We start from the raw sequence: 14,665 nt of genomic DNA, 5'->3' as shown, positions 1-14,665 counted from the left end.
GGCAGTGGGATGATTGCTAACTGATATGAATTCTCATTAAAGACAACCGATGCCCACCACACTCCTCCTCGCCGAAGATGACGCACGCCTGCGTGAGGATCTGCAGCGCCACTTTCTCAACCGCGGTTTCCAGGTCAACGCCTGCGCCAGCGGCACCCAGGCGCTGAATGCCGTGCAGCACAGCCGATTCGACCTGGTGCTGCTGGACATCATGCTGCCAGGCATCGATGGCCTCAGCCTGCTCGACGAACTGCGCCGCCAGCAGGCCGTGCCGGTGATGCTGATGTCGGCGCTGGGCGCCGAGCAGGACCGTATCAGCGGCTTTACCCGGGGCGCAGACGATTACCTGCCCAAGCCCTTCAGCCTGGCCGAGCTGGACGCACGGGTGGATGCCCTGCTGCGGCGCGTGGCGTTCGGCCGTAATTCGCTGCCGCCCAGCGAAGCCGGCCCGCTGGTCTACGACCAGTACCTGCAGGACGTACTTCACCACGGCAAGGCCGCCGGCCTGACTGCCTCTGAATTCCGCTTGCTGGCCACGTTGAACGCCCACCCCGGCGAGGCCCTGAGCAAGCCGTTCCTGTACCAGGCCGTGCTACACCGGGCCTACACCCGCCTGGACCGCGGCCTCGATGTGCACGTGTGCAACCTGCGCCGCAAGCTGGCCGATATCGGTGCCCAGCACCTGCAGATCCAGGCCGTGCGCGGCCAAGGTTACCTGCTGGTCGACACGGAACACGCCTGATGCGCCGACACCCCTTGCTGTGGAAGCTGGCCGCCATGCAGGTCAGCTTCTGCCTGTTGCTGACCTGGCTGATCTGGACCTGGGGCCTGTCGGTGGAGCGCAGCACCTATTTTCTCTCCCAGGCCGACCAGGCCTACCTCGCCCGCTACGCGCAGCAGGCCGAACAGGCCTGGCAGCAAACGGGGGCGACAGGCGCCGAGGCCTTCCGTCGTCAGCTCGAACACGCCGAAGACACCTGGGCGGTACTGCTCGGGCCGCACCTGCAAAGCCTTGGCACCACGCCGCTGGACGCCGAAGAGGCCAGCCACCTGACCTTCATGCGCAAGCTCGACTGGCCGATGAGCCGGCGCCTGCAGGATGAACTGCCCTATGTCAGCATCGAGTTCCCGCAACACCCCGCGAACGGCCGCCTGGTGATGCAACTGCCGGAACGCCTGCTGCCCACCGGCCTCACACCCTGGACCCATGTCATCACCCATGGCGTCGCGCCCACACTGCTCGCCCTGCTGCTGGGCCTGGCGATCTATCGACAGCTGGTGGTGCCGCTCAACCGCCTGCGCGACCGTGCCGATGCCCTGCGCGCCGACGATCTGGAAAGCCCTGGTCTGCCCCTGCAGGAACGGCGCGATGAACTGGGCGAACTGGCGCAGGCCTTCGAACACATGGCCGGGCGCTTGCGGCAAAGCCTGGAGCAGCAGCGCCTGCTGCTGCGCACGCTGTCCCACGAATTGCGCACCCCTCTGGCGCGGCTACGCATCGCCCACGACAGCGACTTGCCGCCGGCGCAACTGCGTGAGCGCTTGGAGCACGAGGTCAACGTCATGCAGAAGCTGTTAGAGGACACCCTGGACCTGGCCTGGATGGACACCGAACAGCCGCAGTTACCCACCGAGCCGGTGCTGATGCTCTCCGTGTGGGAAGCGCTGTGCCAGGACATCTGCTTCGAAAGTGGCTGGGATCGCTCGCGCCTGCCCTGCTCGCTGGGCACCGATTGCCGGGTGCAGGTGCATCTGGACAGCCTGGCCCAGGCCCTGGAAAACCTGATGCGCAATGCCATCCGCCATTCGCCCGACGACGGCCGGGTCAGCCTTGATGGATGGCGTGAGGACGACTGCTGGCACCTGCGCCTGAGCGACCAGGGCCCCGGTGTGCCGCAAGCTGACCTCGAACGCATCTTCAAGCCTTACCAACGCTTGCCCGACAGTGGCGAAGGCTTTGGCCTGGGGCTGGCTATCGCCCGCCGCGCCGTCGAACTGCAAGGCGGTCGGTTGTGGGCCAGCAATGGTCACCCTGGCTTGTGCCTGCACGTGGTGCTGCCGATCGGCGAGGAATGTTTAGAAAGTTAATGCGCTTTACGCCCAAACAGCACTGATTATCATCTGGTCTTTCAGCTTTGCGCGCCTCGCAAAGCCCTGACGAGACGCCTGATGAGCAAGATGACCCTGCCCCTGATCATGGCGCTGGCGCTGGCCGCCCCGGTTGCCGTGGCGCAGCCAGCGCGTGAGCAGAAGATGGACACCTCGCTGCTGCAGCGCCAGGACCTGGCCTACCGCTTCAGCCACCTCGACCTGGACTCGGCCGACGGCCAGCGCCACTACCGCCTGTGGGTCGGCAAACCTGATCGCCCGGCGCCTGCCGCCGGTTATCCGGTGCTGTGGATGCTCGACGGCAATGCCGCGCTGGGCGCACTGAATAGCCAGCAACTGAGCCAGCTCGCCGCCGGCCAGGCGCCGCTGCTGGTGGCCGTGGGCTACCAGACTGACCATCGCATCGAGCGAGCCGGGCGCACCTTCGACTACACCCCGGCAGTGCCAGGGCAGGCCGCGCAGCGTGATCCGCTGACCGGCGAGCCCAGCGGTGGGGTAGATGCGTTCCTTGATCTGCTGACCCAGAAGATGCGCCCGCTGGTGGCGGGTGTGGCGCCGATCAACCCGCAGCGGCAGACGTTGTGGGGGCATTCCTATGGTGGCCTGGCGGTGTTGCATGCACTGTTCACCCGGCCGGCAGCGTTCAGTGACTATGCGGCGGCCAGCCCATCGCTGTGGTGGAACGATGGGGCGATCGTGCGTGAGGCGCAGGGGTTGCAGCAGCGCCTGGGTGACAGCCGGCCGCGGTTGTTGCTGATGCGCGGGAGTGAGGAACCGGCGAATCCGCGGATGCCGGTGAAGGGCGATGTGGAGCGGCCAGCTAGGGAGTTGGCAGCTGATCTGGCAAAGGTGCAGGGGTTGCAGGTGCGTTACGAGCGATTCGAAGGGTTGGGGCATGGGCAGATGCTGCCAGCTTCGCTGGGTAAGGTGATTGAAGAAATGTCGCGGTAGGATTTTTTCAAGGCCGGGTCGGGGCGAAGCGGGGTTCGTCGCAACATTTTTCAGCGCCTATGTGACCGAGCGCCGCCCGCGCGGCGCTCGATCTCTCAAGCGCCAAACATCCCAAGACATGCACACAACCTATCGCCGAAGGTCGTAGAACGGCGGCTTGCCAGCAAGGTGGCACAGTGCTGTATGCTTGGCCGGTCTTCAGGGCGGGGTGAAAGTCCCCACCGGCGGTAAATCGAAAGATGAGCCCGCGAGCGCCCCGGCCATGCCGGGGGTCAGCAGATCTGGTGCGACTCCAGAGCCGACGGTCATAGTCCGGATGAAAGAAGGCGTCAGGCAGGGGCCATTCGGGCGCCCCTGTGCGCGCATTTTGTTCGCCCCGAGACGTTCATCGATCAATCACGAGGAGCGTTTCATGTCCCCTTTGCTGCAAAAACAATTTCCCAATGTGTCCGCCGCCATCGCCGCCTTCCAGGCCGGGCGCCCTGTGCTGCTGCTCGACGATGACGACCGCGAGGACGAAGCCGATATCGTCGCCGCCGCCGAAAACCTGTCGCTGCAGACCATGGCCATGATGATCCGCGATTGCAGCGGCATCGTCTGCCTGTGCCTGGACGAAGCCACTGTCGATGCCCTGCAACTGGCGCCGATGGTGCAAAACAATCAGGCTCGTCACGGCACCGGCTTCACCGTCACCATCGAGGCAGCCGAAGGCGTGAGCACCGGCGTTTCCGCCCAGGACCGCATCACCACCATCGAAGCGGCGCTACGCTCGACCGCCGAGCAGCGCCATATCGTCAGCCCGGGCCATGTGTTCCCGCTGCGCGCGCGTGAGGGTGGCGTGCTGACCCGTCGTGGCCACACCGAAGGCTCGGTGGACCTGGCGCGCCTGGCCGGGCTGCGGCCGGCGGCGGTGCTGTGCGAACTGATGAACCCTGATGGCAGCATGGCGCGGGGTGAACAGGTGGCAGTGTATGCGCGGCAGTACAACCTGCCGGTGCTGACGATCGAAGAGCTGGCGCGGTGCCGTGAGGCCATGGTCGAGCTGGAAGCCGAGCTCGCCTGAGCCATCGCACCGGGCCGCTTTGCGGCCCATTCGCGGCGGTTCGGCGCCCCGATGAACCCGCTCCCACAATGACGGCGCCAATGCTGAACCCGGTGCACAACCTGTAGGCGCGAGTGCACCCGCGAAAAAGCCAGTGAACCCAGCGGAAGTTTGCTCCCCTAGCCCCGCTCTGCTAACGTCGCGCGGTTCTGACCCGCCAACGAGACTGTCGCCATGGCCCGCAAAAAAGCCTCCATCGATTTCGAACAATCCCTCGCCGACCTGCAAGCCCTGGTTGAGCGCCTGGAGAACGGCGAACTGTCGCTGGAAGACTCGCTGGCCGCGTTCGAGCAAGGCATCGCCCTGACCCGCGACTGCCAGGGCGCCCTGGCCCAGGCCGAACAGAAAGTGCAGATCCTGCTGGAACGTGACGGCGAACTGGCCGCGCAGCCATTCGATGCGGAGCCAGAGGCATGATCACTGCTTACCAGGCCAGCTGCCAGGCCCGTGTCGACGCCGCCCTCGAACCGCTGTTCGTCGCCCCGACCAAGGAGCTGGAGCGGCTTTACGCCGCCATGCGCTACAGCGTGATGAACGGCGGCAAGCGCGTGCGCCCGCTGCTCGCCTATGCCGCCTGCGAAGCCCTTGGCGCCCCAGCCGAGCACGCCAACGGTGCGGCCTGTGCGGTGGAACTGATCCACGCCTATTCGCTGGTGCATGACGACCTGCCGGCCATGGACGACGACGACTTGCGCCGTGGCCAGCCGACTACCCACAAGGCCTTCGACGAAGCCTGCGCGATTCTTGCCGGTGACGGTTTGCAGAGCCTGGCGTTCAGCGCCCTGCTCGACCCACGCCTGAGCCCGCAAGCCGACAGCACCCGCCTGGCCATGGTCCAGGCCCTGGCCAAGGCAGCAGGCCCTGCGGGCATGGTCGGCGGCCAGGCCATCGACCTCGGCTCGGTCGGCCTGAAGCTGGACCAGCAGGCCCTGGAATTCATGCACCGGCACAAGACCGGCGCCCTGATCGAAGCCAGCGTGCGCCTCGGCGCCCTGGCCAGTGCCCGCGCCGAGCAGGCACAACTGGATGCGCTGCAGACTTATGCACAGGCGATCGGCCTGGCATTTCAGGTGCAGGACGATATCCTTGACGTGGAAAGCGATACCGCGACCCTCGGCAAGCGCCAAGGTGCCGATATCGCCCGGGACAAACCGACCTACCCGGCGCTGCTGGGGCTGGAAGCGGCCAAGGCCTACGCATTCGAACTGCGCGACCAGGCGCTGATCGCCTTGCAAGGCTTTGGCGAAGCCGCCGAACCGCTGCGGGCGTTGGCGCGCTATATCGTCGAACGCCGCCATTAAGGCTTGATACCAATGCCCTGTGGGAGCGGGTTTACCCGCGAGCATTCGCGGGTAAACCCGCTTCCACAGGGTCCGCGTAACCCGTGGTCGAATGGGCACTTTTCCCACAATGGGGTAAACTGCCGCGTCTTCACACACCTATAACGACTCGCCTGATGCCCACGACGTTTCAAGAGATCCCCCGCGAACGCCCGGTCACGCCGTTGCTCGACCGCGCTGACACGCCTGCCGGCCTGCGCCGGCTGGCCGAAGCCGACCTGGAGACCCTGGCCGACGAGTTGCGCCAGGAGTTGCTCTATACCGTTGGTCAGACCGGTGGGCATTTTGGCGCCGGCCTGGGCGTCATCGAGCTGACGATCGCGCTGCATTACGTCTTCGACACCCCGGATGACCGGCTGGTGTGGGACGTCGGCCATCAGGCCTACCCGCACAAGATCCTCACTGGGCGCCGCAACCGCATGCTCAGCCTGCGCCAGAAAGACGGCATCGCCGCCTTCCCGCGTCGCAGCGAAAGCGAATACGACACCTTTGGCGTCGGCCACTCGAGCACGTCGATCAGCGCTGCGCTGGGCATGGCCATAGCCGCCCGTCTGCAAAACAGCGCCCGCAAGTCGATCGCCGTGATCGGCGATGGTGCCCTTACTGCCGGCATGGCCTTCGAAGCGTTGAACCACGCCCAGGAAGTCAACGCCGACATGCTGGTGATCCTCAACGACAACGACATGTCGATTTCGCGCAATGTCGGTGGCCTGTCCAACTACCTGGCCAAGATCCTCTCCAGCCGCACCTACGCGAGCATGCGCGAGGGCAGCAAGAAGGTGCTGTCGCGCCTGCCCGGTGCCTGGGAAATCGCCCGTCGCACCGAGGAATACGCCAAAGGCATGCTGGTGCCGGGCACGCTGTTCGAAGAGCTGGGCTGGAACTACATCGGCCCGATCGACGGCCATGACCTGCCGACCATGATCGCCACCCTGCGCAACATGCGTGACCTCAAGGGCCCGCAGTTCCTGCACGTGGTGACCAAGAAGGGCAAAGGCTTCGCCCCGGCCGAGGTCGATCCGATCGGCTACCACGCCATCACCAAGCTCGAACCCGCCGACAAGCCGGCTGCGCCGAAAAAGGTCAGCGGGCCGAAGTACTCTGCAGTGTTCGGCCAGTGGCTGTGCGACATGGCCGCCGCCGACAACCGCCTGGTGGGCATCACCCCGGCGATGAAGGAAGGCTCCGACCTGGTCGATTTCAGCGAACGCTACCCCGAGCGCTACTTCGACGTGGCGATCGCCGAACAGCACGCGGTCACCCTGGCCGCAGGCATGGCCTGCGAAGGCAGCAAGCCAGTGGTGGCGATCTACTCCACCTTCCTGCAGCGCGGTTACGATCAGCTGATCCACGACGTGGCGGTGCAGAACCTCGACGTGCTGTTCGCCATCGACCGTGCCGGCCTGGTCGGCGAAGACGGCCCGACTCACGCTGGCGCCTACGACCTGTCGTACCTGCGCTGCATCCCCGGCATGCTGGTGATGGCCCCGAGCGACGAGAACGAACTGCGCAAGATGCTCAGCACCGGCCACCTGTACAACGGCCCGGCCGCTGTGCGCTACCCGCGCGGCACCGGCCCGAATGCACCGATCAGTGGCGACCTCGAACCGTTGGAAATCGGCAAAGGCGTGGTGCGCCGCCGTGGCGAGAAAGTCGCCCTGCTGGTGTTCGGCGTGCAGTTGGCCGAGGCGCTGCAAGTGGCCGAGCAAATCAATGCCACCGTGGTCGACATGCGCTTCGTCAAACCGCTGGACGAGGCCCTGGTGCTGGAACTGGCTGCCAGCCATGAGCTGCTGGTGACCGTTGAAGAGAACAGCATCATGGGCGGCGCCGGAGCGGCCGTGGGCGAGTTCCTGGCCCATGCAGGCGTGGTCAAGCCGCTGCTGCACCTGGGGTTGCCGGATATCTATGTCGAGCATGCCAAACCGGCGCAGATGCTGGCCGAGTGCGGGCTGGATGCCGCTGGCATCGAGGCCTCGGTGAAAGCCCGCATGGCCAGGCTCGGCCTCTAGGGCCTGTTCGCGGCGGTTCGGCGCCCCGAACCGCCGCGAATACGAGTGTGTTGCCCATGAGAATCCCGACCTTTGCACCGCTGCTCTGCCTCCCTCTGCCCCTTCTGGCTGCTGAACGCGACGACGCCCTCAAGCTCCCCGACATCCTGATCAGCGCCAACCGCCAGGTCGAATCGCGCAGCGCCACCAGCGCCGCCAATACCGTCTTCACCCGCGCCGACATCGACCGCCTGCAACCCAGCAGCGTCACCGACCTGCTCACCCGTGTGCCGGGCGTGCAAGTCGCGCCCACCGGAGGCCGCGGCAGCCTGCCTGGCATCTTCATCCGCGGCACCAAGGCCGCCCAGAGCCTGGTGCTGGTCGATGGCGTGCGTATCGCCAATGCCACCTCCGGCGACAGCGGCCTGCAGTTTCTTGATGTCGACCAGATCGAACGCGTCGAAGTGCTGCGCGGTTCGCGCTCGGCCGTGTATGGCAGCGATGCCATTGGCGGGGTGATCCAGATCTTCACCCGCCGCAGCAGCGGTGCCGGCCTGCAACCCCGCCTGCGCCTAGCTGCGGGCAGCAACCAGACGTTCCAGCGCAGCCTCGGGCTGTCTGGCGGTGACGATGCCACCCGCTTCAATCTCGGCGCCAGCCTGGATGAAACAGCGGGTATCGACTCGACGGGTCCGTCGTTCGCCAGTGACGGCGACCACGACGCCTACCGCAACAAGTCGCTCAACCTGAGCCTGAGCCATACCTTTGGCGAGCGCTTCGAAGCCGGCCTGAACCTGCTCGACAGCCGCGGGCGACACGAGTACGACGAACCACGAGGATCCAGCCCACAAGAACCCTATTCGAACTTCGCTGTCAGCAGCCTAGGCAGTTATCTGGATGCGCAAGTAGCCGAGCAATGGAACACTCGCCTCGAGCTGGCCCACAGTGAGAATCGCGATGAAAGCCGAGACAAAATCAGCCATTCAAGCTTTCCGTTCACGACATACCGTGACCAGGCAACCTGGCAGAACACCCTCACACTGGACGACAGCAACAGTTTGATGCTCGGCGGCGACTGGTATGAAGACCGCGTCCACGCGAGCACCGATTTCACCGAAGACAGCCGCTGGAATCGCGCGGTATTCGCCCAGCATCGCTTCCGTGGGGAGCATTTCTCCACCGAACTTGGCCTGCGCCACGACAAGAACCAGCAGTTCGGCGGACAGACCACTTGGAGCGGCAGCCTGACTGTACCGCTCAACCAGGCCAACGATGTACTGCTGTCGTACAGCGAAGGTTTCCGCGCCCCCACTTTCAACGACTTGTACTTCCCCGGTTACAACAACCCGGATTTGAAGCCTGAACACTCGAAAAGCTACGAGCTGCAGTGGCGCAGCCAGTTGAGCGAAAGCAGCAGGTTGGAAACATCGCTTTATCGCACAGATCTGCGTGACGCGATCGAATACAGCGATCAGCCTGAGAACGTCGGCTCCGCCCGAATCAACGGCGTTGAAGTAGCGCTGAGCCAGGAGTGGAACGGTTGGATGTCGCGACTGGGCATGGCACTGATCGATCCACGCAACCGCGAAAACGGCCACACCCTTTCTCGACGGGCCAGACGCACCTTGAGCCTTGATATCGACCGTCAGTTCGACCGTTTCAGCCTAGGGGCTAGTTGGCAGGCCGCCAGCAGCAGCTACAACGACGAAGCTAATACCGACCCAATCGGTGGCTACGGCGTCATCGGCCTCCGTGGCAGCTGGGCTGCAAGCCAAGAACTGAAATTCGATTTGAAACTGGATAACTTATTGGACCGACAGTACAGCCGCACCTATTACAGCTACCTGGGTAACAATTACGGCTACCGCGAAGAAGGCCGCACCGCGCTGTTCAGCGTCACCTGGACGCCGGCACACTAGCCGCCAGCAACGCGCACAGGCGGGCAGTAGCCTCGATCATTTGCCCGCTGGGCCGCTCCAGGCCCTTGTCCGGCACGACCAGCAAGCCCTTGCCTGCCACCGCGCTCAGCCGTGGCCAGGCCTTCCAGCTCGCCAGCTGCGCCTCGTCACCCGCCAGGATCACTTGTGGGTCGCGGATCAGTACCGACTCGACATTCACCTGCGGTGCCGGCTGGTCCAGATCGGCAAAGACATTGCGCGCCCCACACACTGCCAGGGCATCGCTGACCACCTGCCGTCCGCCCAGTGTGTACAGCGGCCGGTCCCATACCTGGTAGAACACCCGCAGTGGTTGCTCGCGCCGGTATTGCTGGCGCAGTTGCTGCAGGCGCGCGCGCAGGGCTTGCACGTAGGGCCGGCCTTGCCCACCCCGCCCGATGCGCATGGCAATGGCCTCGAGCTGGTCGAGCAGCTGGTTCAGGTCGCGGGGTTCGGCGCTGTAAGTGGCAATGCCCAGGCGCTTGAGCTGGTCGCGCTGGGCCGGCGCCACGCTGCCGGGCCAGAGCAGTAGCAGGTCGGGCTTGAGGCTGAGCAGGGTTTCCACGTCCAGCTGGCCCTGGCGGCCGACCGAAGGCAGCCGCTGCAAGGCTGGCGGCCGCTCGCCGCCATCGAGCACCCCCACCAGCAGGTCATCGGCGTGCAATTCGAGCATGATTTCGCTCATCGACGGCGCAAGGCTGACCACGCGCAAAGGCTCGTCTGCCCTTGCGGCAAGGGCGAGCAGCGCCATCAGCCAGAGCAGGACGCGCATCAGCCCAGCTGACGCGGAATACGGTAGAGGTAAAGCAGCACCACGGTCGACAGCGCCAGAAGAATCTGCGGCACTGCCTCCAACCCGACCAGCACGGACAGCGCAGCAACCCAGGCCGGGAAGCAGGCGAACAGCATGGCCATGCGCCGCACTCGCGCCAGGGCGATCCAGGCGGCCGGCTCTTCAGCCGTGCCCAGCACCTTGGAGGTGGCGATCAGTGCCCGCTTGTAGGCGCCAAAGCGCGGCAGGCTGAGGAACATGGTTGCGGCGCCGGCGATGAACAGGGGCATCGCCAGCACCGGAATCAAAGCATCACCACCGCCAAAGGCCCAGGCCATCACTGGCAGCGGCACCAGGCCGACTGCCAGGTATTGCCACCAGGCCAGCGCCAGGCGCCGCTTGACCTCACTCCGGGTCACGCCTGGGGCGCCTCGCCCTGGTGTTCATTACCGAGCATGTGGCCAAGCTTGCCGGCCTTGGTCGCCAGGTAGTAACGGTTGTGCGGGTTGTGCCCGGTGTGCAGCGGCACGCGCTCGGCGACCTTGATACCCATGTCGGTCAGCGCTTTGACCTTGCGCGGGTTGTTGGTCATCAGGCGCAGCGATTTCACACCCAGGTGCTCCAGCATCGGCAGGCACATGGCGTAGTCGCGCTGGTCCGCGGCAAAGCCCAGGCGCTCGTTGGCCTCGACGGTGTCGGCACCACCATCCTGCAGCTCATAGGCACGGATCTTGTTCAGAAGGCCGATGCCGCGGCCTTCCTGACGCAGGTACAGCAGCACGCCACGGCCTTCCCGGGCGATCGCCTGCAGCGCGGCTTCCAGCTGCGAACCGCAGTCGCAGCGCTGGCTGAACAGGGCATCGCCGGTCAGGCACTCGGAGTGCAGGCGCCCCAGCACCGGCTCGCCGTCGGCGATATCACCCAGGCTGAGCACGACGTGCTCACGGCCTGTGGCTTCGTCGAGGAAGCCATGCATGGTGAAGATCGCAAAGGGAGTCGGGAGTTTCGAGGCGGCAACAAAGACGACGGGCACGTTGTGCTCCTGGATTAAGTAGGAAATTTCTCGTGAGCCGATTGTATCAGCAGGTCGCTGCGTGTGCGCTCGTTGAATACCGTGGCTTAAGATCGAAAAGTTCGATGCTTAGTCATACGGACCTACTGCGGTTTACTGTCCGCAGTGAAGGGATAGGGTTGCTTCCAGTGCTCGAAGATCGGCTTCAGCTCGCCGCTGTGCACCAGCTCGGCCATACGTTTATCGAACAGGTCGCGCAACGCCTTGGCGTGTTCGGTCTTGGCAAACGCCAGGTACAAGGGCAGTTCGGCCACATGGGTGCTGCGAAAACGCTCCGGCTGCGAGGTCTGCCCGAGCACATAATCGACTTCGGTCTGCGCATCGATGTAGAAATCCACCCGCCCGTGCTCGAGCATCGGCAGGATGCCTTCGCGGCGCTGGATTTCGCGGAAGTTGTGCGCGTTGGGCAGGTAACTGCCGTAGTCATAGCCGCGCACCCAGGCCAGGCGGTAACGGCCGACAGTGGCCAAGGTCGGCACCGGCTTGCTGGCCAGGCCCAGGGCATAGATGTGGTCCATGTCGAAATGCCAGCGCGGGTACAGGTTGTCGTCGATTTCTTCCTTGTAAGACCCGACCCAGGCGTCCGCCTCGCCACGTTTGACCAGGCCAACCGCACGGCTGTACGGCGCACTCTGGGTCAACACCTTGACCCCTGCAGGCTCGAACACCTTGCGCAACACATCCCAGGCCATACCGCTGCCATCGGCATTGGTGTAGTCGATCCACTCTTCGCTGACCAGATGAATCTGCTTGGGTAATGCATCGGCCGCCACCGCCCAGGGGGCGAAGCACAGCATCATTGCCAGCAGCACAGTCCTTATGGCCATCGAAACGCTCCCTGCTTCAGCCCACCGCCCACACCAGAATCTGCATGCCCAGCCAGGCAAATACACCGGCCAGGATATCGTCGAGCATGATCCCGACACCCCCGTGCACATGGCGATCGATCCAGCGAATCGGCCATGGCTTGAGGATGTCGAAGAAGCGGAACATCAGGAACCCCGCGAGAAGCCACTGCCACCCTTCCGGCACCAGCCACAGGGTGATCCACATGCCGACCATTTCGTCCCAGACAATGCCTTCATGGTCGTGCACACGCAAGTCGTTGGCGACCTTGCCGCACAGCCAGAAGCCGAACAGCATGGTCACGCCCAGCAACAGCCAGTAGCCCCAGTCAGGCAGCATCTGCCACAGCGGGATGAACGGGATCGCTACCATCGAGCCCCAGGTGCCAGGCGCCTTGGGCAGGGTGCCGGAGCCGAAGCCGAAAGCGATGAAGTGCCACGGGTTGCGCCAGACCGATGGCGGAACGAACTCCGCAGGCACCTGGTTGGGGTGGTCGGTCACGGTGTCTCCCTAAAGTGTTGATAGCCCCGTTCAACCGGGGTGATGTCCTGGCCCTGCGGGTCGCGCAGGGTCACACCCTGGCCTTCGAGTACGCGGCCGATGACGTGCACCTCGGCAAGATCGAGGTCGGCCAGCGGAGCGAGCGCGGCAGGCGGCAGGGTGAAAACCAGTACGTAGTCGTCGCCGCCGGTCAACGCTGCCTGCCGAGCCGCATCGTGGCCAAGGAAGGCTTCCAGAGCAGCAGACACTGGCACCTGGGCCAGGTTCACCTCGAGTGCGACCCCGGATGCCTTGGCGATATGCCCACAGTCAGCGAGCAGGCCATCGGAAATATCCAGCGCCGCGGTAGCCCGGCCACGCAAGCGTTGGCCAAGGTGGAGCTGAGGCATCGGTGACCAGTAGTGGTCGAGCAGTGGTTTGCCCAGTTCGGCCGCTGCCTCGCGCTCACCCAGTACCAGCGGCAATGCCCCTGCGGCATTGCCCAGCAAACCGCCGACACAAAGCAGGTCGCCCGGCCGTGCGCCGTTGCGGCGCAACGCCTGCCCGGCCGGCACGCGGCCGAACACGGTGATGGTGATGCTCAGCGGACCACGGGTGGTGTCACCGCCGATCAGGCTCATGCGGCAACGCTGGGCCATGCGGCTGAGGCCGTCGGCATAGGCCGCCAGCCAGTCGGCGCCGACATCAGGCAGGGTCAGGGCGAGGGTAAAGCCGATCGCGGTCGCGCCCATGGCTGCCAGGTCACTGGCCGCCACAGCCAACGAGCGCTGGCCAAGCAGCAGCGGATCGCAGACAGCAGGGAAATGCACCCCGGCGACCAGGGTGTCGGTCGACACCGCCAGTTGTTCACCGGGTGGAAGGTCCAGCAGGGCACAGTCGTCGCCGATACCCAGGGCCACGCCCTCGCCGCCCTGCGCACAAGGCGCGGCGGCGAAGTAATGGTTGATCAGCTCGAACTCACCCATGGGCAGGCAGCGCCAGGATCAGCGCTTGTTCGCCTTGACTTCTGCTTCACGCAGGGCCGGGGCGAGCTTGTCCAGCACACCGTTGACGAACTTGTGGCCATCGGTGGCGCCGAAGACCTTGGCCAGTTCCACGCCTTCGTTGATCACCACGCGGTACGGTACGTCGACGCGCTTGATCAGTTCCCAGGTGGACAGGCGCAGCACTGCCAGCTCGACCGGGTCGAGCTCTTCCAGGGCGATGGCCATGCATGGCACCAGCGCCTTGTCGATTTCGCCCTTGATCGCCGGGACCCCGTGGAGGATCTCGCGGAAATAGGCACCGTCGACATCGGTAAAATCGTTATCGACCCGGAACTGCGCTTCGATCTCGTTCAGCGAATGCTGGGCCATGTGCCACTGATACAGGGCCTGGGTCGCGAGCTTGCGGGCTTCGCGGCGCTTGGCGCTTTTCGAGGGCTTGCCGGCATCCGCAGGTTTTGGATCGCGCGGGTTGAAACGATCGCTTTCGTCGCTAATCACTTGGCCTCCAACTGCGCCAGCAGGCTGACCATTTCCAGAGCGGACAGGGCAGCTTCACCGCCTTTGTTGCCAGCCTTGGTGCCGGAGCGTTCGATGGCTTGTTCGATGGAGTCGACGGTCAGAACGCCGAAGGCCACCGGTACGCCGAACTCCATGGACACCTGGGCCAGGCCCTTGGTGCATTCGCCCGCCACGTATTCGAAGTGCGGGGTACCGCCACGGATCACGGCGCCCAGGGCGATGATCGCGTCGTATTCGCCTTGCTGGGCGACTTTCTGTGCCACCAGCGGGATTTCGAAGGCGCCCGGGGCACGGATGATGGTGATGTCGCTTTCGCTGACACCGTGGCGTACCAGGGTATCAACAGCGCCGCTCACCAGGCTTTCGACAACGAAGCTGTTGAAGCGGCCAACCACCAAAGCATAGCGACCTTTGGGGGCGATGAAGGTACCTTCGATGGTCTTCAGGGTCATTCCGATATTCTCATCTTCAAGAGCGAGGCCGCTTGCAAGCGGCCTCGACAGGGGTCTGGACTCGAGCTCTGGGCGTCAATGCCGCCT

16 protein-coding genes and 1 riboswitch are annotated in these 14,665 nt (G+C 64.8%); of the genes, 8 read left to right on the top strand and 8 right to left on the bottom strand.

The annotated features are described in order from the left end of the window. Nucleotides 1-49: 49 nt before the first annotated feature. The 8 genes from HU738_RS10040 to HU738_RS10005 all read left to right on the top strand — a co-directional run bounded on the left by HU738_RS10040 (nt 50) and on the right by HU738_RS10005 (nt 9,412). On the top strand, nt 50-742 hold the full coding sequence (locus tag HU738_RS10040; protein WP_186603374.1) for a response regulator transcription factor: 693 nt from the start codon (nt 50-52) through the stop codon (nt 740-742). Next, nucleotides 742-2,088: a HAMP domain-containing sensor histidine kinase gene (locus HU738_RS10035; RefSeq protein ID WP_186603373.1), complete on the top strand. Its 1,347-nt coding sequence runs from the start codon at nt 742-744 to the stop codon at nt 2,086-2,088. The genes HU738_RS10040 and HU738_RS10035 overlap by 1 nt, the downstream gene beginning before the upstream one ends. A gap of 81 nt (nt 2,089-2,169) precedes the next feature. Next, a complete protein-coding gene (locus tag HU738_RS10030; RefSeq protein WP_186603372.1) occupies nt 2,170-3,060 on the top strand; it encodes an alpha/beta hydrolase in 891 nt (296 codons plus the stop codon). Between the two features lie 190 nt (nt 3,061-3,250). Continuing rightward, nucleotides 3,251-3,392, top strand: a riboswitch (FMN riboswitch). A gap of 80 nt (nt 3,393-3,472) precedes the next feature. After that, nucleotides 3,473-4,123, top strand: coding sequence for a 3,4-dihydroxy-2-butanone-4-phosphate synthase (gene ribB, locus HU738_RS10025; RefSeq protein ID WP_186603370.1), 651 nt, complete (start codon nt 3,473-3,475; stop codon nt 4,121-4,123). Nucleotides 4,124-4,336: 213 nt separating this feature from the next. Next, a complete protein-coding gene (locus HU738_RS10020) occupies nt 4,337-4,579 on the top strand; it encodes an exodeoxyribonuclease VII small subunit (protein WP_008092375.1) in 243 nt (80 codons plus the stop codon). After that, nucleotides 4,576-5,463 carry a (2E,6E)-farnesyl diphosphate synthase gene (ispA, locus tag HU738_RS10015; RefSeq protein WP_186603369.1) on the top strand — a complete coding sequence of 296 codons (888 nt, stop codon included), beginning with the start codon at nt 4,576-4,578 and terminating at the stop codon, nt 5,461-5,463. Before HU738_RS10020 ends, ispA begins: the two co-directional genes overlap by 4 nt. A 155-nt stretch (nt 5,464-5,618) precedes the next feature. After that, a complete protein-coding gene (gene dxs, locus HU738_RS10010) occupies nt 5,619-7,514 on the top strand; it encodes a 1-deoxy-D-xylulose-5-phosphate synthase (RefSeq protein ID WP_176507035.1) in 1,896 nt (631 codons plus the stop codon). A gap of 56 nt (nt 7,515-7,570) precedes the next feature. After that, nucleotides 7,571-9,412 carry a TonB-dependent receptor plug domain-containing protein gene (locus HU738_RS10005; RefSeq protein ID WP_186603368.1) on the top strand — a complete coding sequence of 614 codons (1,842 nt, stop codon included), beginning with the start codon at nt 7,571-7,573 and terminating at the stop codon, nt 9,410-9,412. Here HU738_RS10005 and HU738_RS10000 read toward each other — a convergent pair. From HU738_RS10000 to ribH, 8 genes are all read right to left on the bottom strand, one after another. Beyond that, entirely contained in the window at nt 9,390-10,202 is an 813-nt protein-coding gene (locus HU738_RS10000; RefSeq protein WP_186603367.1) for a cobalamin-binding protein, read from the bottom strand. The two genes, HU738_RS10005 and HU738_RS10000, sit on opposite strands and share 23 nt — an antisense overlap. Next, nucleotides 10,202-10,621: an MFS transporter gene (locus tag HU738_RS09995; RefSeq protein ID WP_186603366.1), complete on the bottom strand. Its 420-nt coding sequence runs from the start codon at nt 10,619-10,621 to the stop codon at nt 10,202-10,204. Before HU738_RS09995 ends, HU738_RS10000 begins: the two co-directional genes overlap by 1 nt. After that, nucleotides 10,618-11,235 (bottom strand): GTP cyclohydrolase II, encoded by a 618-nt coding sequence (gene ribA / locus HU738_RS09990; protein ID WP_054886555.1) that lies wholly within the window; start codon nt 11,233-11,235, stop codon nt 10,618-10,620. The genes HU738_RS09995 and ribA overlap by 4 nt, the downstream gene beginning before the upstream one ends. Before the next feature lie 122 nt (nt 11,236-11,357). Then, nucleotides 11,358-12,101 (bottom strand): substrate-binding periplasmic protein, encoded by a 744-nt coding sequence (locus HU738_RS09985; protein WP_186603365.1) that lies wholly within the window; start codon nt 12,099-12,101, stop codon nt 11,358-11,360. Nucleotides 12,102-12,117: 16 nt separating this feature from the next. After that, nucleotides 12,118-12,621, bottom strand: coding sequence for a phosphatidylglycerophosphatase A family protein (locus HU738_RS09980; RefSeq protein WP_054886553.1), 504 nt, complete (start codon nt 12,619-12,621; stop codon nt 12,118-12,120). Beyond that, a complete protein-coding gene (thiL, locus tag HU738_RS09975; RefSeq protein ID WP_186603364.1) occupies nt 12,618-13,586 on the bottom strand; it encodes a thiamine-phosphate kinase in 969 nt (322 codons plus the stop codon). Before thiL ends, HU738_RS09980 begins: the two co-directional genes overlap by 4 nt. 18 nt (nt 13,587-13,604) lie before the next feature. Continuing rightward, nucleotides 13,605-14,105 (bottom strand): transcription antitermination factor NusB, encoded by a 501-nt coding sequence (nusB, locus tag HU738_RS09970; protein ID WP_054886551.1) that lies wholly within the window; start codon nt 14,103-14,105, stop codon nt 13,605-13,607. Further along, complete coding sequence (gene ribH, locus HU738_RS09965) at nt 14,102-14,578, bottom strand: 6,7-dimethyl-8-ribityllumazine synthase (protein WP_027917814.1); 477 nt, start codon at nt 14,576-14,578, stop codon at nt 14,102-14,104. The genes nusB and ribH overlap by 4 nt, the downstream gene beginning before the upstream one ends. Nucleotides 14,579-14,665 lie beyond the last annotated feature (87 nt).

Source organism: Pseudomonas vlassakiae (genome assembly GCF_014269035.2).
GTDB classification, from domain to species: domain Bacteria; phylum Pseudomonadota; class Gammaproteobacteria; order Pseudomonadales; family Pseudomonadaceae; genus Aquipseudomonas; species Aquipseudomonas vlassakiae.
Note: the sequence above shows the minus strand (reverse complement) of the source record. Positions and strands in the feature narration are given on the sequence as shown.

Excerpts from the sequence above, each read along its gene's own strand:
- dxs (WP_176507035.1), top strand. The coding sequence starts at position 5,619 with ATGCCCACGACGTTTCAAGAGATCCCCCGCGAACGCCCGGTCACGCCG.
- thiL (WP_186603364.1), bottom strand. The coding sequence starts at position 13,586 with ATGGGTGAGTTCGAGCTGATCAACCATTACTTCGCCGCCGCGCCTTGT.
- HU738_RS09985 (WP_186603365.1), bottom strand. The coding sequence starts at position 12,101 with ATGGCCATAAGGACTGTGCTGCTGGCAATGATGCTGTGCTTCGCCCCC.
- ribH (WP_027917814.1), bottom strand. The coding sequence starts at position 14,578 with ATGACCCTGAAGACCATCGAAGGTACCTTCATCGCCCCCAAAGGTCGC.
- HU738_RS10020 (WP_008092375.1), top strand. The coding sequence starts at position 4,337 with ATGGCCCGCAAAAAAGCCTCCATCGATTTCGAACAATCCCTCGCCGAC.
- HU738_RS10005 (WP_186603368.1), top strand. The coding sequence starts at position 7,571 with ATGAGAATCCCGACCTTTGCACCGCTGCTCTGCCTCCCTCTGCCCCTT.
- ribB (WP_186603370.1), top strand. The coding sequence starts at position 3,473 with ATGTCCCCTTTGCTGCAAAAACAATTTCCCAATGTGTCCGCCGCCATC.
- HU738_RS10035 (WP_186603373.1), top strand. The coding sequence starts at position 742 with ATGCGCCGACACCCCTTGCTGTGGAAGCTGGCCGCCATGCAGGTCAGC.
- HU738_RS10030 (WP_186603372.1), top strand. The coding sequence starts at position 2,170 with ATGAGCAAGATGACCCTGCCCCTGATCATGGCGCTGGCGCTGGCCGCC.
- HU738_RS10000 (WP_186603367.1), bottom strand. The coding sequence starts at position 10,202 with ATGCGCGTCCTGCTCTGGCTGATGGCGCTGCTCGCCCTTGCCGCAAGG.
- HU738_RS10040 (WP_186603374.1), top strand. The coding sequence starts at position 50 with ATGCCCACCACACTCCTCCTCGCCGAAGATGACGCACGCCTGCGTGAG.
- ispA (WP_186603369.1), top strand. The coding sequence starts at position 4,576 with ATGATCACTGCTTACCAGGCCAGCTGCCAGGCCCGTGTCGACGCCGCC.